Genomic DNA, 17,665 nt, shown 5'->3' on the forward strand with positions numbered 1-17,665 from the left:
TGGCATCCTTGGTCAGCTTGTCGGCGTCGGACACGCCCGTGTCGGACGCGGCGTCGAGCACCGGGGCGCCCGGGGCGCCCGGCGCGGCGCGGTCGATGGTCACCACCAGCGGCGCCGACGGCGCCGACAGGTTGCCCGCCGGGTCGACGCTGCGCACGGTCAGCGTGTGCGCGCCATCGGCCAGCGCGGCGCTGACGATGCTCCAGGCGCCGGTCGAGGTGGTGGTGGCCGAGCCGACCAGGGTGTCGCCGTCGAACAGCTGGATCAGCGTGCTGGCGCTGGCGGTGCCGGTGAACTTGGGCGTGGCCGCGTTGGTGACGTTGTCGGTGTTCAAGGAGCCCGTGTCGGAGCCGATATCGAGGTCCGGCGCGCCGGGCGCGGCCAGCGGTGTGGTGTCGATCGTCACGGCGATCGCCGTCGATTTGACCGACAGGTTGCCGGCCGCGTCGGTCGCCTGGGCGGTCAGGCCGTGCGCGCCATCCTTGAGCGGCTGGGTGACGGTGATCTGCCAGTTGCCGTCCTGGTCGGCCAAGCCGGTGCCGACCAGGACGGTGCCGTCGAACAGCGCGACGCTGGCGTTGGCCTCGGCCTTGCCGGCGATGGTCGGCGTGGTGACGTTGGTGAGGTTGTCGGTGCCCGAGGTGCCGCTGTCGGAGGCGGCGGTCAGGTCGAGCGCGGTGGGCGCGGCCGGCGCGCCACTGTCGATGGTGACGGTCAGCGCCGCCGGGGCGGCGACGTTGCCGGCCGCGTCGGTGGCGGTGGCCGTCAGGGTGTGCGCGCCGGCGGACAGCGCGGCCGTCTTGAAGCTCCAGGCGCCGTTGGCGTCGGCCATGACGGTGCCGAGTTGCCGGGCGCCGTCGAACAGTGCCACCGTGGCGCCGGCTTCGGCGGTGCCGGTGACGGTCGGCGTGGTGACGTTGGTGATGCCGTCGCTATCGGAGCGGCCGCTGTCGGAGCCGGCCGCCAGCGCGAGCGCGCCGAGCGCCGGCGCCTGCGTGTCGACGGTGACGACCAGCTCGGCCGACGGCGCCGAGACATTGCCGGCGACATCGGCGGCGCTGGCGCTGAGGTGGTGCGCGCCGTCGGCCAGGGCGGCGCTGGTGACGCTCCACAGGCCGGCGGCGTCGGCCACCGTGGTGGCGACCACCGTGGCGCCGTCGTAGACGGTGACGAGCGCGTTGGCGCCGGCCTTGCCGGTGATCAGCGGCGTGGTGGCGTTGGTCAGGTTGTCGCTGTTGGAGGCGCCGCTGTCGGCGGCGCCGGCCAGGTCGAGGCCGGACGGCGTGGCCGGCGGGGCCGTCAGCACCGTGACGCTCAGCGCCGGGGACGCCGGCGAGGTGTTGCCGGCCAGGTCGGTGGCCGTGGCGGTCAGGCTGTGGACGCCGTCGGCGAGCGCCGCGCCGACGGTGATTTCCCAGTTGCCGGCGGCGTTGGCGATGGTGCTGCCGATCAGCGTGGCGCCGTCGTACAGCGCCACGGCGGCCAGCGGCGCGGCCTGGCCGGCCAGGGTCGGTTGCGCCACGTTGGTGATGTTGTCGCCGTTGGAGACGCCGCCGTCGGAGCCGGCCAGCAGATCGAGGCCGGACGGCGCCGCCGGGGCGCCGGTGTCGACCGTCAGCGTCAGCGCCTGCGAGGCGGCCGAGACGTTGCCGGCGGCGTCGGTGGCGACCACCGTCAATTGGTGCGCGCCATCGGCGAAGAGGTGCTCGCCGATGCTCCAGGCGCCGTTGGCGTCGGCCACGGCGGTGGCGATTTGCACGCCGCCGTCGAGCAGCGCGATGCTGGCGCCGGCTTCGGCGCTGCCGCCCAGTCGCGGCGCGGCGACGTTGGTCACGCCGTCGGTGTTGGACAGGCCGCTGTCGTCGCCGGCGGCCAGCAGCGGCGCGCCCGGCGTGGCCGGAGCGGCGGTGTCGATCGTCACCACCAGCGCCGCCGATGGCGCCGAGACCAGCCCGGTCTTGGCGCTGGTGCTGGCGGTCAGGTGGTGAGTGCCGTCGGCCAGCGGGCCGGTGTTGATGCTCCAGGCGCCACTGGCGTCGGCCACGGCGGTGCCGAGCCGGATGTCGCCGTCGAACAAGGTGACGGTGGCGCCGGCGTCGGCCTTGCCGGTGATGGTGGGCGCGGCCGCGTTGGTCAGGTCGTCGCTGTCGGAGACGCCGTGGTCGGCCGTCGTCGGCAGGTCGAGCTCGGTCGGCGCGGTGGGCACGGTGGTGTCGACGGTGATGGCCAGCACGGCCGATTTGACCGAAGTGTTGCCGGCGACGTCGGTGGCCTGCGCGCGCAACTGGTGCGCGCCGTCGGCCAAGGGCTGGGCGACGTCGATGCGCCAGCCGCCGTCGTCGCCGGCCACGGCGCTGCCGAGCAGCGTGTCGCCGTCGTACAGGTCGACCCTGGCGCCGCGCTCGGCCGTGCCGGTGATCGCCGGGCGCGTCACGCTGGTGATGTCGTCGTCGGCGGCGCTGCCGCTGTCGTCGGCGGCGACCAGGTCGAGCGCGGCCGGCGCGGCCGGGGCGCGCGAGTCGATGGTGAACACCAGCGCGGGCGAGGCGGCCGAGATGTTGCCGGCGGCGTCGGTGGCGGTGGCCGTCAGGCTGTGCTCGCCGTTCTCCAGGCGCTGCTCAGGGGTGTAGCGCCAGGCGCCGCTGGCGTCGGCCACGACCGTGCCCACCTGGCGCGTGCCGTCGAACAAGGTGACGGTGGCGCCGGCTTCGGCGGTGCCGCTCAGCGCCGGCGTGGTGATATTGGTGATGTGGTCGCTGTCGGAGCTGCCGGTGTCGGCGCCGGCGGCCAGCCGCGGCGCCTCGGGGGCGGCCGGGGCGGCGGTGTCGATGGTCACCACCAGCGCCTCGGACGGCGCCGAGACGGTGCCGGTTAGCGAGCTGCTGCGCGCGGTCAGATGGTGCTCGCCGTCGGCCAGCGCGGCACTGGTGATGCGCCAGACGCCGTCGGCGCCGGCCACCGCGCTGCCGAGCTCGCGATCTCCGTCGAACAGCGCCACGCGGGCGCCGGCCTCGGCCTTGCCGGTGATGACGGGCGCGGCCACGTTGGTCAGGTCGTCGCCGTCGGCGGCGCCGCTGTCGGCGGCCGCGACCAGGTCCAGGGCGGTCGGCGGCAGGGCCGCCGTGGTATCGATGGTGACGTCCAGGGCGGCCGAGCGCGGCGAGACGTTGCCGGCGGCGTCGGTGGCCTCGGCGGTCAGGCTGTGCACGCCGTTGGCGAGCGCCCGCTCGACCGTGATCTGCCACTGGCCGGCGGCGTCGGCCACGCCGCTGCCAAGCAAGGTGGCGCCGTCGTACAGGGCCACGCGCGCGCCGGCCTCGGCCGTGCCGGCGATCACCGGCAAGGTGGCGTTGGTGATGTTGTCCTGGTCCGAACTGCCGCTGTCGGAGCCGGCCAGCAGGTCCAGCCCGGCCGGCGCGGCCGGGACGGCGGTGTCGACGGTCAGCAGCAGCGCCGGCGAGGCGGCCGAGACGTTGCCGGCGGCGTCGGTGGCCTTGACGGTCAGGCTGTGGGCGCCGTCGGCGAAGCGCAGGTCGTCGATCTGCCAGGCGCCGCCGGCCGCGGCCACGGTGCTGGCCACCAGCTGCGCGCCGTCGTACAGCGCGATGGTGGCGCCGCCCTCGGCCATGCCGCCCAGGCGCGGGGTGGCGATGTTGGTGATCTGGTCGGCGTTGGATGCGCCGCTGTCGGAAGCGGCGGCCAGCACCGGCGCGCCGGGGGCGGCCGGAGCGGCGCCGTCGATGGTCACGGCCAGGGTGGCGCCGGCGGTTGAGACGTTGCCGGCGACGTCGGTGATGCGCACGGCCAGCTGGTGGGCGCCGTCGGCCAGCGTGGCGCTGGCGATGCTCCAGTTGCCCTGGGCGTCGGCCACCGCGCTGCCCAGCTGGGTGGCGCCGTCGAACAGCAGGACCGTGGCGCCGGCCTCGGTGGCGCCGGTGACGGTCGGGGTGGCGACGTTGGTCACGCCGTCGCCGGCGTGGCCGCTGTCGGACGCCGGCGCCAGCGCCAGCGTCAGCGCCTGCGGCGCCTCGGTGTCGATCACCAGGTTCAGGCTGGCGGAGGGGGCGGAGATGTTGCGCGCCACGTCGGTGGCCACCGCGGTCAGTTGATAGCTGCCATCGTCGAGGAAGACGTTGTCCATCACCCATTTGCCGCTGGCGTCGGCGACGGCCGAGCCGACCTCGGTGCGGCCGTTGTACAGGGACACCGCCGAACCGGCTTCGGCGCTGCCGCTGAAGCGCAGCACGTTGACGTTGGTGACGTGGTCGCTGTCGGAGGCGCCGCTGTCGACGCTCGGCAGCAGCAGCGGCGCCGACGGCGCCTCGGCCTGGGTCTTGATGCTGATCTGCTGGGTCGGCGAGGTGGCCACCACGTTGCCGGCCGGATCGGTCAGCGCCAGGCGCAGGTTGTGGGCGCCGTTGCCCAGCGTGCTGCTGATGATGTTCCAGCCACCGCTGGTCTGCACGATGGCGCTGCCGACCTTGGTGTCGCCGTCGTACAGGGCGATGGTGTAGCCGCCGAAGGCGACGTCGAGCTGGGCGGCGAACTGCGGACGGGTGGCGCTGGTGATGAAGTCACCCTTGACGCCGGTGTCTGAAATCGACACCAGGGTTGGTGGCGCCAAGCTTACCGGCGCTGCGGCGGCGGCCAGGTAATCGGCGGTGGTGGTGGCGGAAGTGGTGCTGGTGCTGGTGGTGGTCGACATGGGCGCGTGGAGTAGGGGAACGGTGGTTGGGAATTGCCAGGGGGAATTAGTTGCCAGGACGAACATTACCATATCGATTTGGTAATTGCATTGAGGAAATTAGAAAATATCTCACTTTTCCTTGTAAATAACATTCACCTTGTGGCGCCGTCGCCACGCCACCCCCGCCTGCGACCGGCCGCAACCCGCGCGCCGCCTCGCTTTGCCCCGTCCCGCCACACCGCCCGAATAATTCCGCGTAAACCCGACATACCCCGTACTTAGTTGTTGCGTCAAGCCCCTTTTCACGCTACACTAGCCGGCTTCGGTATGGATTCGACCTTTTATTGGTCCGTACTAATTTTGTAGTTCAACATATCCCCGCCCAATCGTAGGTGGGAATTGGAGAAAAAATGAGCCTTGGCCTCCTCGGTCGCAAGGTTGGTATGATGCGCATCTTCACGGATGAAGGGGACTCGATCCCTGTCACCGTGTTGGACGTATCGAACAACCGTGTTGCGCAAATCAAAACTCCTGAAACCGACGGTTACTCCGCGGTTCAGGTCGCATTCGGTCAACGTCGCGCTTCCCGCGTAACGAAGGCTGTTGCTGGTCACCACGCTAAAGCTGGTGTCGAAGCCGGTACTCTGTTGAAAGAGTTCCGCGTCGACGCCACCAAGGCAGCAGAATTGAAAGCCGGCGATGTCGTTGCCGCTTCGCTGTTCGAAGTCGGTCAAAAGATCGACGTTCAAGGTGTCACGATCGGTAAAGGCTACGCCGGTACCATCAAGCGTCACCACTTTGCTTCGGGCCGTGCTACCCACGGTAACTCCCGTTCGCACAACGTTCCAGGTTCCATCGGTATGGCGCAAGATCCAGGCCGCGTGTTCCCTGGTAAGCGCATGACCGGTCACCTCGGTGACGTCACCCGCACCGTGCAGAACCTCGAGATCGCCCGTATCGATGCCGACCGCCAGCTGCTGCTGGTCAAAGGCGCGATCCCAGGCGCGAAAAATGGCCAGGTCGTCGTATCGCCTGCTGTCAAAGTTAAAGCAAAGAAGGGAGCTTAAACGATGGAACTCAAGCTCTTGAACGCTCAAGGTCAAGCCGCCTCTAACGTAGCTGCCGCCGACACCATTTTCGGCCGCGACTACAACGAAGCCCTGATCCACCAGATCGTCGTTGCTTACCAAGCCAATGCACGCAGCGGCAACCGTAAACAAAAAGACCGTGAAGAAGTCCACCACACGACCAAGAAGCCATGGCGCCAAAAAGGCACCGGCCGCGCTCGTGCTGGTATGTCGTCGTCGCCACTGTGGCGCGGCGGTGGTCGCATCTTCCCGAACTCGCCCGACGAGAACTTCACCCACAAAGTGAACAAGAAGATGTACCGCGCAGGTATCTGCTCGATTCTGTCCCAGCTGGCCCGCGAAGAGCGCCTGGTTGTGGTCGAAGATTTCGCGATCGAAGCGCCAAAAACCAAGCTGCTGTCGCAAAAGCTGACCGGCATGGGCTTTGACTCGGTACTGATCATCACCGACGTCGCCAACGAAAACCTGGAACTGGCTTCGCGCAATCTGCCGAACGTCCTGGTCGTTGAACCACGTCACGCGGATCCAATGTCGCTGGTGTTCTACAAGAAGATTGTAGTGACCAAGGCCGCATTGGCCAAGATTGAGGAGATGCTGGCATGAGCGCATTGAAATTTAGCGAAGAGCGCCTGATGAAGGTGCTGGTAGCTCCAGTCATTTCCGAGAAGGCCACCATGGTCGCGGAAAAGAACGAGCAGATCGTGTTCCGTGTTACCACCGACGCGACCAAGCCGGAAATCAAGGCCGCCGTTGAACTGCTGTTCAAAGTCGAAGTGGAATCGGTGCAGACCGTCAACCGCGAAGGTAAGCAGAAGCGTTCCGGTGCCCACACCGGCCGCCGCAACCATACCAAGCGTGCTTTCGTGTGCCTGAAGCCTGGCCAGGAAATCAATTTCTCCGAGGAGGCTAAATAATGGCACTCGTTAAGATGAAGCCAACCTCCCCAGGCCGTCGCGGCATGGTGAAGGTTGTGAACCCGGACCTGTACAAAGGCCGTCCGTTCGCAGCCCTGGTTGAGAAAAAATCGAAGACCGCCGGCCGTAACAACAACGGCCACATCACCACCCGTCACATCGGTGGTGGTCACAAGCAACACTATCGCCTGATCGACTTCAAGCGTCAGAAGGATGGCATTCCAGCGAAAGTGGAACGTATCGAATACGATCCGAACCGCACCGCGAATATCGCCCTGCTGTGCTACGCCGACGGCGAGCGTCACTACATCATCGCCACCAAGGGCATGAGCGTGGGCGACACCGTCATGAACGGCTCGGAAGCGCCGATCAAGTCGGGCAACTGCCTGCCGATCCGCAACATCCCGGTCGGCACCGTCATGCACTGCGTCGAAATGCTGCCAGGTAAGGGTGCCCAGATGGCCCGTACCGCCGGCGCCGGCGTCGTCCTGATGGCCCGCGAAGGCACCTACGCCCAGGTCCGCCTGCGCTCGGGTGAAGTCCGTCGCGTGCACATCGAGTGCCGTGCCACCGTGGGTGAAGTCGGCAACGCCGAGCACAGCCTGCGTAAGATTGGTAAAGCCGGTGCGATGCGCTGGCGCGGTGTTCGTCCTACCGTTCGCGGTGTGGTCATGAACCCGGTCGATCACCCGCACGGTGGTGGTGAAGGTAAAACCGCAGCTGGTCGTCATCCAGTGTCGCCTTGGGGCCAACAGACGAAGGGTAAGAAGACCCGCAGCAACAAGCGCACTTCTTCCATGATCGTCTCGCGCCGCGGCAAGAAATAAGGGGTAGCACATGACTCGTTCATTGAAAAAAGGGCCGTTCTGTGACGCCCACCTGGTGAAAAAAGTCGAAGCGGCGCAAGCGGCCAAAGACAAAAAGCCAATCAAAACCTGGTCCCGTCGTTCGACCATCATGCCTGACTTCATCGGCCTGACGATCGCCGTCCACAATGGCAAGCTGCACGTGCCGGTGTACGTCTCCGAGAACATGGTTGGTCACAAGCTCGGTGAATTCGCGCTGACCCGCACGTTCAAGGGCCATGCCGCTGACAAGAAGGCGAAGAAATAATGGAAACCAAAGCAATCCTCAAGGGTGTGCGCTTGTCGGATCAGAAAGGTCGCCTCGTGGCCGACCAGATCCGCGGCAAGAAAGTTGACGCAGCACTCAACATTCTGCAATTCAGCCCGAAAAAGGGCGCGACCATCATCAAGAAAGTGCTCGAGTCGGCTATCGCCAACGCCGAGCACAACGATGGCGCCGACATCGACGAATTGTTCGTGAAAACGATCTACGTCGAAAAGGGTCCGATCCTCAAGCGCTTCACCGCACGCGCTAAGGGCCGGGGTGATCGCATTTCGAAGCAATCGTGTCACATTTACGTGACCGTCGGCAACTAAGGAGCTATAGCATGGGTCAAAAAATCCACCCAACCGGCTTCCGCCTGTCGGTTACCCGTAACTGGGCCTCGCGTTGGTATGCTGGCAACAGCAACTTCGCTTCGATGCTGAACGAAGACTTGAAGGCGCGCGCCTACCTGAAGACCAAGCTGAAGAACGCTTCGGTCGGCCGCATCGTCATCGAGCGTCCAGCCAAGAACGCGCGCTTCACGATCTACAGCTCGCGTCCGGGCGTGGTCATTGGTAAAAAAGGCGAAGACATCGAAGTACTGAAGTCGGCGCTGACCAAGATCATGGGCGTGCCTGTCCACGTGAACATCGAAGAAATCCGCAAGCCGGAAATCGACTCGCAGCTGATCGCCGATTCGATCGCCCAGCAGCTGGAAAAGCGCATCATGTTCCGCCGCGCGATGAAGCGCGCTATGCAAAACGCCATGCGTCTGGGTGCCCTGGGTATCAAGATCATGTCGTCGGGTCGTCTGAACGGTATCGAAATCGCTCGTAAAGAGTGGTACCGCGAAGGTCGTGTGCCACTGCACACCCTGCGCGCCGACATCGACTACGGCACCAGCGAAGCTTCGACCACCTACGGCATCATCGGTGTCAAGGTCTGGGTCTACAAGGGTGACCGCGCGCCGAACGGCGACGCACCAGTCATCGATACCCCGCCGGACGAGAAGAAGCCACGTGGCCCACGTCGTGACGACGGCAAACCAGCTGGCCGTCCGCGTCCAGCCGGCGCCGGCGCCGGTGCTAAACCAGCCGCTCCAGGCGCAGCCCGCGTTCGTAGCGCCGCTGCCGCCAAGCCGGCCGAGAAAGCAGGAGAATAATCATGCTGCAACCAGCACGCAGGAAGTATCGTAAAGAGCAGAAAGGCCGCAACACCGGCATTTCGCATGGCACCGGCACTTCGGTGTCGTTCGGTGAGTTCGGTCTGAAAGCCGTCGCCCGTGGTCGTATCACGGCACGCCAGATCGAAGCCGCACGTCGCGCCATGACCCGCCACATCAAACGTGGTGGTCGTATCTGGATCCGCATCTTCCCGGACAAACCGATTTCGAACAAGCCAGCCGAAGTTCGTATGGGTAACGGTAAGGGTAATCCAGAGTACTACGTCGCTGAAATCCGTCCGGGCAAAGTCCTGTACGAAATGGACGGCGTCGACGAAACCTTGGCGCGCGAAGCATTCCGCCTGGCCGCTGCCAAACTGCCGCTGGCGACGACCTTCGTGGTCCGCCAAGTCGGCCAATAACAGGAGTGAAATATGAAAGCATCTGAACTCCGCGGCAAAGACCAGGTAGCTCTGCAAAAAGAGCTGACTGACCTGTTGAAGGCCCAGTTCGGCCTGCGCATGCAAATCGCGACGCAGCAGCTGAGCAACACTTCGCAGCTCAAGAAGGTACGTCGCGATATCGCACGTGTAAAAACGGTAATGAACACGAAGGAAGCCAAATGACCGAACCAGTAAAGTCGCTCAAGCGCACCCTGATCGGTAAAGTGGTGTCCGACAAGATGGACAAGACCGTTACCGTTCTGATCGAACGTCACGTCAAGCATCCTTTGTACGGCAAGATCATCGTGCGCTCGAACAAGTATCACGCGCACGACGAGACCAACCAGGTGAAAGCCGGTGACACGGTGGAAATCGTGGAAGGTCGTCCGATCTCCAAAACGAAGGCATGGACCGTGACGCGCGTGGTGCAAGCCGCGCAAATCGTTTAATTGAAGCCGTCGCCTCCGGTCCACACGGGCCGGGGGCGGTTTTCAATTAGTTCTTGCAAGCCCGCGAGTTGTGTTATATACTTGCGGGCTTCGTTCATGTAACGCCGCAAAGTGTCTGGCCACAGACGCAGAACCGTGCGGTCGGTCGCAGTACGAAGGTCAAGCACCCAAACATCACGCCCTGCATGGGCGCGCTGGCGGGACCAAGACTGACCGCAGGTCCGCATTGTGTGGATTCTTCGGCTTAAGTTGGGAAAGAGAATACTATGATTCAAACTGAAAGCCGGCTCGAAGTGGCCGACAATACCGGTGCCAAAGAAGTTATGTGCATCAAGGTATTGGGCGGTTCCAAGCGCCGTTATGCTGGCATTGGCGATGTGATCAAAGTGACTGTCAAAGTCGCCGCGCCACGTGGCCGTGTCAAAAAAGGTGAAATTTATAACGCCGTGGTTGTGCGCACCGCTAAAGGTGTTCGCCGCCAAGACGGTTCCCTGGTGAAGTTCGACGGCAACGCCGCCGTTCTGTTGAACGCCAAGCTGGAACCGATCGGTACCCGTATTTTTGGACCAGTGACGCGCGAACTGCGCACTGAAAAGTTCATGAAGATCGTGTCCCTGGCACCGGAAGTCCTGTAAGGAGTCGTAATGGATAAGATTCGTAAAAACGACGAAGTCATCGTTCTGACCGGGAAAGACAAGGGCAAACGTGGCGTCGTTTCGCGTCGTGTAGATGCGGAGCATGTCGTGGTTGAAGGCGTCAACGTCGCGAAAAAAGCGACCAAGCCTAACCCAATGACTGGCGTACAAGGTGGTATCGTCGACAAGACTATGCCGATTCACGTGTCCAACGTCGCGTTGTTCAACGCGGCTAGTGGCAAGGCAGACCGTGTCGGTTTCAAAGAAGTGGATGGCAAAAAAGTCCGCATCTTCAAATCGTCCGGCGAAGTAGTGAAGGCTTAAGAAATCATGGCACGTCTCCAAGAATTCTATAAAGAAAAAGTCGTCGCCGACCTGACCGCGAAATTCGGTTACAAGTCGGTGATGGAAGTTCCACGCCTGACCAAGATCACCCTGAACATGGGTGTCGGTGAGGCCATCGCGGACAAGAAAGTCCTCGAACACGCCGTCGGCGACCTGACCAAGATCGCTGGCCAAAAGCCAGTGACGACCAAGTCGCGCAAAGCTATCGCGGGTTTCAAGATCCGTGAAGGCTACCCGATCGGTACCATGGTCACCCTGCGTGGCGCTCGCATGTACGAGTTCCTCGATCGCTTCATCACCGTGGCCCTGCCGCGCGTGCGCGATTTCCGTGGTGTCAATGGTCGTTCGTTCGACGGCCGCGGCAACTATAACATCGGCGTCAAAGAGCAGATCATCTTCCCTGAGATCGAGTACGACAAGATCGATGCGCTGCGTGGTATGAACATTTCGATCACCACCACCGCCAAGACCGACGACGAAGCCAAAGCTTTGCTCGCCGCCTTTAAATTCCCGTTCAGGAACTAAGAAGATCATGGCAAAACTCGCACTGATTAACCGTGAGCAAAAGCGTGTGGACCTGGCGAACAAATTCGCCGCCAAGCGCGCTTCGCTGAAGGCCATCATTGATGACCAGTCGAAGTCGGAAGAAGAACGTTACGAAGCGCGCCTGAAGCTGCAAGCGCTGCCACGTAACTCGGCTCCGACCCGCCAGCGCAACCGCTGCGCCGTCACCGGTCGTCCTCGCGGCACTTTCCGTAAATTCGGTCTGGGCCGTATCAAGCTCCGTGAATTCGCCATGCGTGGTGAGATTCCGGGTATGACTAAAGCAAGCTGGTAATAGGAGAATATGCAATGAGTATGAGCGATCCTATCGCCGATATGCTGACCCGCATTCGTAACGCCCAGGGCGTGCAAAAAACGACCGTGGCCATGCCATCGTCGAAAGTCAAAATTGCGATTGCCAACGTCCTCAAGGACGAGGGTTACATTGAAGATTTCGCCGTAGCCGAAGCTGGTGGCAAAGCGGAACTGAAAATCGGTTTGAAGTATTATGTTGGCCGTCCCGTCATCGAGCGCCTTGAGCGCGTGTCCCGTCCGGGCCTGCGCGTCTACAAGGGCAAAGACGAGATCCCTACTGTGATGAATGGCTTGGGTGTGGCGATCGTGTCGACTCCGCAAGGCGTCATGACTGACCGCAAAGCACGCGCTACCGGTGTCGGCGGCGAAGTTATTTGCTACGTCGCATAAGGAGTTAGACATGTCTCGTGTAGCTAAAATGCCAATCGCTGTGCCAGCTGGCGCTGATGTCGCCATCTCCGCGCAAGCGATCACTGTCAAGGGCCCGCTGGGCGTCTTGACCCAGGTCCTCAACGGCCAGGTCAAAGTGGAAAACAAAGAAGGAACCCTCAATTTCGTCCCGGCCGATGACAGCCGCGAAGCCAATGCCATGTCCGGCACGCTGCGCGCCCTGGTCAACAACATGGTCACCGGCGTCACCAAGGGTTTCGAGAAAAAGCTGAACCTGGTCGGTGTGGGTTACAAGGCGCAAGCGCAGGGCGACAAGCTGAATCTGTCGCTGGGCTTCTCGCACCCTGTCGTGCACTCGATGCCAGCCGGCGTCACCTGCGCCACCGCGACGCCGACGGAGATCATCATCAAAGGGATCGACCGTCAGCAAGTGGGCCAAGTGGCTGCTGAAGTTCGCGCTTACCGCTCCCCAGAGCCTTATAAAGGCAAGGGTGTTCGCTATGCGGACGAAGTGGTTAAGATCAAAGAAACCAAGAAGAAGTAACTAGGGGCTGACGATGGACAAGAAAGAATCACGTCTGCGCCGCGGACGCCAAACCCGGATCAAGATCGCGCAACAGAAAGTGAACCGCCTGTCGGTACACCGCACTAACCTGCATATCTACGCGAACCTGATCTCGCCGGATGCCAAAGTACTGGTATCGGCCTCCACGGCAGAAGTCGAAGTGCGCAACGAACTGGCTGGCAAATCGGGCAAGGGTGGCAACGCCGCCGCTGCCGCGATCGTCGGCAAGCGCGTCGCAGAGAAAGCACTGAAAGCAGGGATTACCGAAGTCGCGTTCGACCGCTCCGGTTTCCGTTACCACGGCCGTGTGAAGGCGCTGGCAGAAGCCGCGCGCGAAGCCGGTCTGAAGTTCTAAGGAACGATCATGGCAAAAATGCAAGCAAAAATGGCAAGCGACAAGCCGGATGACGGCATGCGCGAAAAAATGATCGCGATCAACCGCGTGACCAAAGTGGTCAAGGGTGGTCGTATCATGGGTTTCGCCGCGCTGACCGTGGTTGGTGACGGCGATGGCCGCATCGGCATGGGCAAGGGCAAGTCGAAAGAGGTACCGGTCGGTGTGCAGAAGGCAATGGAAGAAGCCCGCCGCAACCTGATCAAGGTCAACCTGAAAAACGGCACCCTGCAGCACACCGTCACCGGCCGTCACGGCGCATCGAAAGTGATGATGTCGCCTGCGAAACCGGGTACCGGCGTCATCGCCGGCGGCGCAATGCGCGCGATCTTCGAAGTAATGGGCGTGACCGATGTCGTGGCGAAATCCACCGGCTCGAGCAACCCTTACAACCTGGTCCGTGCAACGCTGGATGGTCTGGCAAAAATGAGTACTCCTGCTGAAATTGCTGCGAAACGCGGCAAGTCGGTAGAAGAAATCCTGGGCTAAGGTGAACGTTATGACAACCAAAACCGTCAAAGTACAATTGGTCAAGGGCTTGATCGGCACGCGTGAAGACCACCGTGCCACCGTCCGCGGTCTGGGCCTGCGTCGTGTCAACTCGGTCTCCGAGCTGCAAGACACCCCATCCGTGCGCGGCATGATCAACAAAGTATCGTACCTCGTTAAAGTAGTTGCGTAAGCCCTCGGGCTTACACACGGAGAAATCATGGAATTGAATACCATTCAACCAGCCGATGGCGCCAAGCACTACAAGCGTCGCGTCGGCCGCGGTATCGGCTCCGGTCTGGGTAAAACCTCGGGCCGTGGTCACAAGGGTCAAAAATCGCGTTCGGGCGGCTTCCACAAAGTCGGTTTCGAAGGCGGTCAGATGCCTCTGCAACGCCGTCTGCCTAAGCGCGGTTTCAAGTCGCTCAACGCCACCTTCAAAGCTGAAGTGCGCCTGTCCGACCTGAACAACCTGCCGGTCGGCGACGTCGACATCCTGGTGCTCAAGCAAGCCGGCGTGCTGGCCGTGCTGGCCCGCGACGTGCGCGTCATTCTGTCCGGCGAGATCACCAAGGCGGTGAACCTCAAAGGCCTGAAAGTGACCGCTGGCGCGAAAGCGGCCATCGAAGCAGCCGGCGGCTCGGTAGCCTGAGTTGACCGCTAACAGCTTGATCGGAGCGAAAATTGGCGACTAATCCACAATTGGCTAAAAGTGCGGCAGCCGGGTTCCCTTGGAACCGGCTCTGGTTCTTGCTTGGTGCATTGGTGGTTTATCGTATCGGCGCTCACATCCCGGTTCCCGGGATCGATCCGGTACAATTGGCCGCGCTGTTCAAGTCGCAAGAGGGCGGCATCCTGGGCATGTTGAACATGTTCAGCGGTGGCGCTCTGGCGCGCTTCACAGTCTTTGCGCTGGGTATCACGCCTTACATCTCGGCCTCGATCATCATGCAGCTGGTGTCGATCGTGTCGCCGCAGATGGAAGCGCTGAAGAAGGAAGGCGAATCGGGCCGTCGCAAGATCACCCAGTACACCCGGTATTTCACGGTCGTGCTGGCGCTGTTCCAGGCGCTGTCGATCGCCGTGGCGCTGGAATCGCAGCCGGGCCTGGTGCTGGATCCGGGCTATGCGTTCCGCTTCGTGACGGTCGTCACCTTGTTGACCGGCACCATGTTCGTCATGTGGCTCGGCGAGCAGATCACCGAGCGCGGCCTGGGCAACGGCATCTCGATCATCATCTTCGCGGGTATCGCGGCAGGTCTGCCGAGCGCGCTGGGCGGTTTGGGTGCCTCGGTGAGCAATGGTTCGATCGGCGCGTTCTCGGCGATCATCATCATGATTCTGGTGGTGGCGGTGACGTTCTTCGTGGTGTTTGTCGAACGTGGCCAGCGCAAGATTCTGGTGAACTACGCCAAACGCCAGGTGGGTAACAAGATCTACGGTGGACAAACGTCGCACCTGCCATTGAAGTTGAACATGGCCGGCGTGATCCCACCGATTTTCGCTTCGTCGATTATCTTGTTCCCGGCAACGATCGTGGGCTGGTTCACGCAGGGCGCCGACACGGCCAACCCTGTCGTCCGGTTCCTGAAAGATTTGGCAGCATCGATGGGGCCAGGCGAGCCCATCCACGCACTGTTGTATGCCATTGCGATCGTGTTTTTCTGTTTCTTCTATACGGCGCTGGTCTTCAACAGCAAGGAAACAGCGGATAACTTGAAGAAGAGCGGGGCCTTTGTGCCAGGGATCCGTCCCGGTGAGCAGACTGCCCGTTACATCGACAAGATCCTGACACGTTTGACACTGGCTGGCGCCATCTACATCACTTTGGTGTGTTTGTTGCCGGAATTCATGCAAGCCGAGTGGAAGGTACCGTTCTATTTTGGTGGTACTTCTCTGTTGATTATTGTGGTTGTGACCATGGATTTCATGGCCCAGGTACAAAACTACGTGATGTCGCAGCAATATGAATCGCTGCTGCGCAAAGCAAATTTCAAAGGCGGAATTCCGACGCGATAAGCGCGGTAAACATACCGAATGGCAAAAGACGACGTCATACAGATGCAGGGCGAGATTCTTGAGAATCTCCCCAATGCAACATTTCGAGTAAAGCTGGAAAACGGACACGTGGTGCTCGGGCATATTTCGGGTAAAATGCGGATGAACTATATCCGCATTCTTCCTGGCGACAAGGTGACGGTCGAACTGACACCTTACGATCTGAGCCGAGCACGCATCGTGTTCCGGACCAAGTAACTAACCAAAGAGAGAGCAAAATGAAAGTTAACGCCTCAGTCAAGCGGATCTGCCGCAACTGCAAGATCATCAAGCGCAAGGGCGTCGTTCGCGTAATCTGCGTCGAACCGCGTCACAAGCAGCGTCAAGGTTAATAACCGTTATTTATCGAGGAATAACGAATGGCACGTATTGCAGGGGTTAATATCCCAAATCATCAGCACACCGTTATCGGCCTGACGGCCATCTACGGTGTAGGCCGCCCACGCGCAAAGTTCATCTGCGCCGCGACGGGTATTGCGACCGATAAAAAGGTCAAGGATCTGGACGACAGCGAACTGGAAAAGCTGCGCGATGAAGTAGCTAAATTCATCGTCGAGGGCGATCTGCGCCGCGAATTGTCCATGAACATCAAGCGTTTGATGGATCTGGGTTGCTACCGCGGTATGCGTCACCGTAAGGGCCTGCCGGTCCGCGGTCAGCGCACCCGCACCAATGCACGTACCCGCAAGGGCCCGCGCAAAGCCGCTCAATCGCTCAAGAAATAATCTAGGGAAATCACATGGCTAAGCAACAAAGCAGCGCAGCAGCAGCGCGCGTCCGCAAGAAGGTCAAGAAGAACGTCGCCGAAGGTATCGCGCACGTTCACGCTTCCTTCAACAACACCATCATCACCATCACCGACCGCCAGGGCAACGCTCTGTCGTGGGCGACCTCCGGTGGTGCTGGCTTCAAGGGTTCGCGTAAATCGACCCCGTTCGCAGCGCAGGTTGCGGCTGAAGCGGCTGGTAAAGTCGCTGTTGAATGCGGCGTGAAGAACCTGGAAGTGCGTATCAAGGGCCCAGGTCCTGGTCGCGAATCCGCGGTGCGCGCATTGAACAACCTGGGCATCAAGATCACCGAGATCCAGGACGTTACCCCAGTGCCACACAACGGCTGCCGTCCTCCAAAACGTCGTCGTATCTAATAGCGCGGTCGGCGGCGAAGTTCGCTTCGCCTCCTTCCCGCTGTCAGAAATCGCTGGAGCAGAAAGCCGGAAACGGTTATACTGCCCGGCTGTTGTCGCCTGTCGAACACATTCGGCGGGTTATTCGTATTTAAGCCACCGTCTGGCCCACCCTGAGGATCAGACTAGCGCCTAACCATATTTCGATGTGGCTGGGGCGTTATTATTTATAAAAAGGAAGCATCGTGGCACGTTATATCGGACCTAAAGCAAAACTCTCCCGCCGTGAAGGTACTGACCTGTTCCTGAAGAGCGCACGCCGCTCGCTCGACAGCAAGTGCAAACTGGACGTCAAACCAGGCCAGCACGGCGTCAAGTCGGGTGCCCGCACCTCGGACTACGGCAACCAACTGCGCGAAAAGCAAAAAGTCAAGCGTATGTACGGCGTTCTGGAACGTCAGTTCCGTCGCTACTTCGCCGAAGCGGACCGTCGCAAGGGTAACACCGGCGAAACCCTGCTGAAGCTGCTGGAAACCCGCCTGGACAACGTTGCATACCGCATGGGCTTCGGCTCGACCCGCGCCGAAGCGCGTCAGCTGGTATCGCACAAAGCGTTCACCGTGAACGGCCAAGTGGTCAACATCGCTTCGTACGCAGTGAAAATCGGCGATGTCGTCGCCGTGCGCGAAAAGTCGAAGAAGCAAGTGCGTATCGTTGAAGCGCTGTCGCTGGCTGAACAAGTCGGCATGCCAAGCTGGGTGTCGGTCGATGCCAAGAAAATGGAAGGCACCTTCAAGTCCCTGCCAGAGCGCAACGAGATCGCCAACGACGTCAACGAATCGCTGATCGTCGAGCTGTACTCGCGTTAATCGTAGTTCGTAGCACAAATCCCGCCCACTCGATTGCGAGTGGGCGTTTTCACTAATGCCATCAGCCTTATCGGCCTAACGCGCCG

Annotated in this window: 27 protein-coding genes; 26 read left to right on the top strand and 1 reads right to left on the bottom strand. The window is 61.7% G+C overall.

Going from position 1 to position 17,665, the window contains the following annotated elements; all coding sequences use genetic code 11:
- Window positions 1-4,705, bottom strand: a 4,705-nt coding sequence (locus MRBLMU1_RS18050) for an Ig-like domain-containing protein (protein WP_363503844.1), incomplete at its 3' end; no start/stop codon positions are given.
- Window positions 4,706-5,097: 392 nt separating this feature from the next.
- On the opposite strand from MRBLMU1_RS18050, the gene rplC reads away from it, so the two are divergent.
- The 26 genes from rplC to rpsD all read left to right on the top strand — a co-directional run bounded on the left by rplC (window position 5,098) and on the right by rpsD (window position 17,579).
- Window positions 5,098-5,754 (top strand): 50S ribosomal protein L3, encoded by a 657-nt coding sequence (rplC, locus tag MRBLMU1_RS18055; protein ID WP_090325842.1) that lies wholly within the window; start codon window positions 5,098-5,100, stop codon window positions 5,752-5,754.
- 3 nt (window positions 5,755-5,757) lie between these two features.
- Entirely contained in the window at window positions 5,758-6,378 is a 621-nt protein-coding gene (rplD, locus tag MRBLMU1_RS18060; RefSeq protein WP_090325845.1) for a 50S ribosomal protein L4, read from the top strand.
- On the top strand, window positions 6,375-6,689 hold the full coding sequence (gene rplW, locus MRBLMU1_RS18065) for a 50S ribosomal protein L23 (RefSeq protein ID WP_090325850.1): 315 nt from the start codon (window positions 6,375-6,377) through the stop codon (window positions 6,687-6,689). The genes rplD and rplW overlap by 4 nt, the downstream gene beginning before the upstream one ends.
- Entirely contained in the window at window positions 6,689-7,516 is an 828-nt protein-coding gene (gene rplB / locus MRBLMU1_RS18070; protein ID WP_090325854.1) for a 50S ribosomal protein L2, read from the top strand. Before rplW ends, rplB begins: the two co-directional genes overlap by 1 nt.
- 10 nt (window positions 7,517-7,526) lie before the next feature.
- On the top strand, window positions 7,527-7,802 hold the full coding sequence (rpsS, locus tag MRBLMU1_RS18075) for a 30S ribosomal protein S19 (RefSeq protein WP_008444295.1): 276 nt from the start codon (window positions 7,527-7,529) through the stop codon (window positions 7,800-7,802).
- Entirely contained in the window at window positions 7,799-8,131 is a 333-nt protein-coding gene (rplV, locus tag MRBLMU1_RS18080; RefSeq protein ID WP_176362469.1) for a 50S ribosomal protein L22, read from the top strand. The genes rpsS and rplV overlap by 4 nt, the downstream gene beginning before the upstream one ends.
- A gap of 11 nt (window positions 8,132-8,142) precedes the next feature.
- Window positions 8,143-8,961 carry a 30S ribosomal protein S3 gene (gene rpsC / locus MRBLMU1_RS18085; protein ID WP_090325859.1) on the top strand — a complete coding sequence of 273 codons (819 nt, stop codon included), beginning with the start codon at window positions 8,143-8,145 and terminating at the stop codon, window positions 8,959-8,961.
- Window positions 8,962-8,963: 2 nt separating this feature from the next.
- Window positions 8,964-9,383, top strand: coding sequence for a 50S ribosomal protein L16 (gene rplP / locus MRBLMU1_RS18090; protein ID WP_090325864.1), 420 nt, complete (start codon window positions 8,964-8,966; stop codon window positions 9,381-9,383).
- A 12-nt stretch (window positions 9,384-9,395) separates the two neighbouring features.
- Window positions 9,396-9,587 (top strand): 50S ribosomal protein L29, encoded by a 192-nt coding sequence (rpmC, locus tag MRBLMU1_RS18095; RefSeq protein ID WP_090325867.1) that lies wholly within the window; start codon window positions 9,396-9,398, stop codon window positions 9,585-9,587.
- Entirely contained in the window at window positions 9,584-9,853 is a 270-nt protein-coding gene (gene rpsQ, locus MRBLMU1_RS18100; protein WP_008444314.1) for a 30S ribosomal protein S17, read from the top strand. Before rpmC ends, rpsQ begins: the two co-directional genes overlap by 4 nt.
- Window positions 9,854-10,119: 266 nt before the next feature.
- Window positions 10,120-10,488 (top strand): 50S ribosomal protein L14, encoded by a 369-nt coding sequence (gene rplN / locus MRBLMU1_RS18105; protein WP_008444317.1) that lies wholly within the window; start codon window positions 10,120-10,122, stop codon window positions 10,486-10,488.
- A gap of 9 nt (window positions 10,489-10,497) precedes the next feature.
- A complete protein-coding gene (gene rplX, locus MRBLMU1_RS18110; RefSeq protein ID WP_090325875.1) occupies window positions 10,498-10,812 on the top strand; it encodes a 50S ribosomal protein L24 in 315 nt (104 codons plus the stop codon).
- Window positions 10,813-10,818: 6 nt separating this feature from the next.
- Entirely contained in the window at window positions 10,819-11,358 is a 540-nt protein-coding gene (rplE, locus tag MRBLMU1_RS18115) for a 50S ribosomal protein L5 (RefSeq protein WP_008444321.1), read from the top strand.
- Between the two features lie 7 nt (window positions 11,359-11,365).
- Window positions 11,366-11,671: a 30S ribosomal protein S14 gene (gene rpsN / locus MRBLMU1_RS18120; protein WP_008444324.1), complete on the top strand. Its 306-nt coding sequence runs from the start codon at window positions 11,366-11,368 to the stop codon at window positions 11,669-11,671.
- A gap of 14 nt (window positions 11,672-11,685) precedes the next feature.
- Window positions 11,686-12,081, top strand: a complete 396-nt coding sequence (gene rpsH, locus MRBLMU1_RS18125; RefSeq protein ID WP_008444325.1) for a 30S ribosomal protein S8 — start codon at window positions 11,686-11,688, stop codon at window positions 12,079-12,081.
- 10 nt (window positions 12,082-12,091) lie between these two features.
- Complete coding sequence (gene rplF / locus MRBLMU1_RS18130) at window positions 12,092-12,625, top strand: 50S ribosomal protein L6 (protein WP_090325882.1); 534 nt, start codon at window positions 12,092-12,094, stop codon at window positions 12,623-12,625.
- A 13-nt stretch (window positions 12,626-12,638) separates the two neighbouring features.
- Window positions 12,639-13,001, top strand: coding sequence for a 50S ribosomal protein L18 (gene rplR, locus MRBLMU1_RS18135; RefSeq protein WP_090325886.1), 363 nt, complete (start codon window positions 12,639-12,641; stop codon window positions 12,999-13,001).
- Between the two features lie 9 nt (window positions 13,002-13,010).
- A complete protein-coding gene (rpsE, locus tag MRBLMU1_RS18140; RefSeq protein ID WP_026334874.1) occupies window positions 13,011-13,529 on the top strand; it encodes a 30S ribosomal protein S5 in 519 nt (172 codons plus the stop codon).
- A 10-nt stretch (window positions 13,530-13,539) separates the two neighbouring features.
- Window positions 13,540-13,722 (top strand): 50S ribosomal protein L30, encoded by a 183-nt coding sequence (gene rpmD / locus MRBLMU1_RS18145; RefSeq protein ID WP_090325890.1) that lies wholly within the window; start codon window positions 13,540-13,542, stop codon window positions 13,720-13,722.
- 27 nt (window positions 13,723-13,749) lie between these two features.
- Window positions 13,750-14,181, top strand: coding sequence for a 50S ribosomal protein L15 (gene rplO / locus MRBLMU1_RS18150; RefSeq protein WP_090325894.1), 432 nt, complete (start codon window positions 13,750-13,752; stop codon window positions 14,179-14,181).
- Window positions 14,182-14,213: 32 nt separating this feature from the next.
- Window positions 14,214-15,548: a preprotein translocase subunit SecY gene (gene secY, locus MRBLMU1_RS18155; RefSeq protein WP_315401711.1), complete on the top strand. Its 1,335-nt coding sequence runs from the start codon at window positions 14,214-14,216 to the stop codon at window positions 15,546-15,548.
- A gap of 18 nt (window positions 15,549-15,566) precedes the next feature.
- Entirely contained in the window at window positions 15,567-15,785 is a 219-nt protein-coding gene (infA, locus tag MRBLMU1_RS18160; protein WP_005663428.1) for a translation initiation factor IF-1, read from the top strand.
- A 20-nt stretch (window positions 15,786-15,805) separates the two neighbouring features.
- Window positions 15,806-15,919 carry a 50S ribosomal protein L36 gene (gene rpmJ / locus MRBLMU1_RS18165; protein WP_005663407.1) on the top strand — a complete coding sequence of 38 codons (114 nt, stop codon included), beginning with the start codon at window positions 15,806-15,808 and terminating at the stop codon, window positions 15,917-15,919.
- 27 nt (window positions 15,920-15,946) lie between these two features.
- On the top strand, window positions 15,947-16,312 hold the full coding sequence (gene rpsM, locus MRBLMU1_RS18170; protein ID WP_019923475.1) for a 30S ribosomal protein S13: 366 nt from the start codon (window positions 15,947-15,949) through the stop codon (window positions 16,310-16,312).
- Window positions 16,313-16,326: 14 nt separating this feature from the next.
- The gene (gene rpsK / locus MRBLMU1_RS18175; RefSeq protein ID WP_008444339.1) at window positions 16,327-16,731 is read left to right on the top strand and encodes a 30S ribosomal protein S11; all 405 of its coding nucleotides are present in this window, start codon (window positions 16,327-16,329) and stop codon (window positions 16,729-16,731) included.
- Between the two features lie 224 nt (window positions 16,732-16,955).
- Complete coding sequence (gene rpsD, locus MRBLMU1_RS18180; RefSeq protein WP_363503864.1) at window positions 16,956-17,579, top strand: 30S ribosomal protein S4; 624 nt, start codon at window positions 16,956-16,958, stop codon at window positions 17,577-17,579.
- The last annotated feature ends 86 nt before the right edge of the window (window positions 17,580-17,665 follow it).

The organism is Burkholderia sp. LMU1-1-1.1, assembly GCF_040675865.1.
Lineage (GTDB): Bacteria > Pseudomonadota > Gammaproteobacteria > Burkholderiales > Burkholderiaceae_D > Rugamonas.

Excerpts from the sequence above, each read along its gene's own strand:
- rpsN (WP_008444324.1), top strand. The coding sequence starts at position 11,366 with ATGGCAAAACTCGCACTGATTAACCGTGAGCAAAAGCGTGTGGACCTG.
- rplN (WP_008444317.1), top strand. The coding sequence starts at position 10,120 with ATGATTCAAACTGAAAGCCGGCTCGAAGTGGCCGACAATACCGGTGCC.
- rpsK (WP_008444339.1), top strand. The coding sequence starts at position 16,327 with ATGGCTAAGCAACAAAGCAGCGCAGCAGCAGCGCGCGTCCGCAAGAAG.
- rpsC (WP_090325859.1), top strand. The coding sequence starts at position 8,143 with ATGGGTCAAAAAATCCACCCAACCGGCTTCCGCCTGTCGGTTACCCGT.
- rpsQ (WP_008444314.1), top strand. The coding sequence starts at position 9,584 with ATGACCGAACCAGTAAAGTCGCTCAAGCGCACCCTGATCGGTAAAGTG.
- rplC (WP_090325842.1), top strand. The coding sequence starts at position 5,098 with ATGAGCCTTGGCCTCCTCGGTCGCAAGGTTGGTATGATGCGCATCTTC.
- rplE (WP_008444321.1), top strand. The coding sequence starts at position 10,819 with ATGGCACGTCTCCAAGAATTCTATAAAGAAAAAGTCGTCGCCGACCTG.
- rpsM (WP_019923475.1), top strand. The coding sequence starts at position 15,947 with ATGGCACGTATTGCAGGGGTTAATATCCCAAATCATCAGCACACCGTT.
- rpmC (WP_090325867.1), top strand. The coding sequence starts at position 9,396 with ATGAAAGCATCTGAACTCCGCGGCAAAGACCAGGTAGCTCTGCAAAAA.
- rpmJ (WP_005663407.1), top strand. The coding sequence starts at position 15,806 with ATGAAAGTTAACGCCTCAGTCAAGCGGATCTGCCGCAACTGCAAGATC.
- rplF (WP_090325882.1), top strand. The coding sequence starts at position 12,092 with ATGTCTCGTGTAGCTAAAATGCCAATCGCTGTGCCAGCTGGCGCTGAT.
- rpmD (WP_090325890.1), top strand. The coding sequence starts at position 13,540 with ATGACAACCAAAACCGTCAAAGTACAATTGGTCAAGGGCTTGATCGGC.
- rplD (WP_090325845.1), top strand. The coding sequence starts at position 5,758 with ATGGAACTCAAGCTCTTGAACGCTCAAGGTCAAGCCGCCTCTAACGTA.
- rplR (WP_090325886.1), top strand. The coding sequence starts at position 12,639 with ATGGACAAGAAAGAATCACGTCTGCGCCGCGGACGCCAAACCCGGATC.
- rplB (WP_090325854.1), top strand. The coding sequence starts at position 6,689 with ATGGCACTCGTTAAGATGAAGCCAACCTCCCCAGGCCGTCGCGGCATG.
- rplO (WP_090325894.1), top strand. The coding sequence starts at position 13,750 with ATGGAATTGAATACCATTCAACCAGCCGATGGCGCCAAGCACTACAAG.
- rplP (WP_090325864.1), top strand. The coding sequence starts at position 8,964 with ATGCTGCAACCAGCACGCAGGAAGTATCGTAAAGAGCAGAAAGGCCGC.
- rpsE (WP_026334874.1), top strand. The coding sequence starts at position 13,011 with ATGGCAAAAATGCAAGCAAAAATGGCAAGCGACAAGCCGGATGACGGC.
- rplW (WP_090325850.1), top strand. The coding sequence starts at position 6,375 with ATGAGCGCATTGAAATTTAGCGAAGAGCGCCTGATGAAGGTGCTGGTA.
- rpsS (WP_008444295.1), top strand. The coding sequence starts at position 7,527 with ATGACTCGTTCATTGAAAAAAGGGCCGTTCTGTGACGCCCACCTGGTG.
- infA (WP_005663428.1), top strand. The coding sequence starts at position 15,567 with ATGGCAAAAGACGACGTCATACAGATGCAGGGCGAGATTCTTGAGAAT.
- rpsH (WP_008444325.1), top strand. The coding sequence starts at position 11,686 with ATGAGTATGAGCGATCCTATCGCCGATATGCTGACCCGCATTCGTAAC.
- rplX (WP_090325875.1), top strand. The coding sequence starts at position 10,498 with ATGGATAAGATTCGTAAAAACGACGAAGTCATCGTTCTGACCGGGAAA.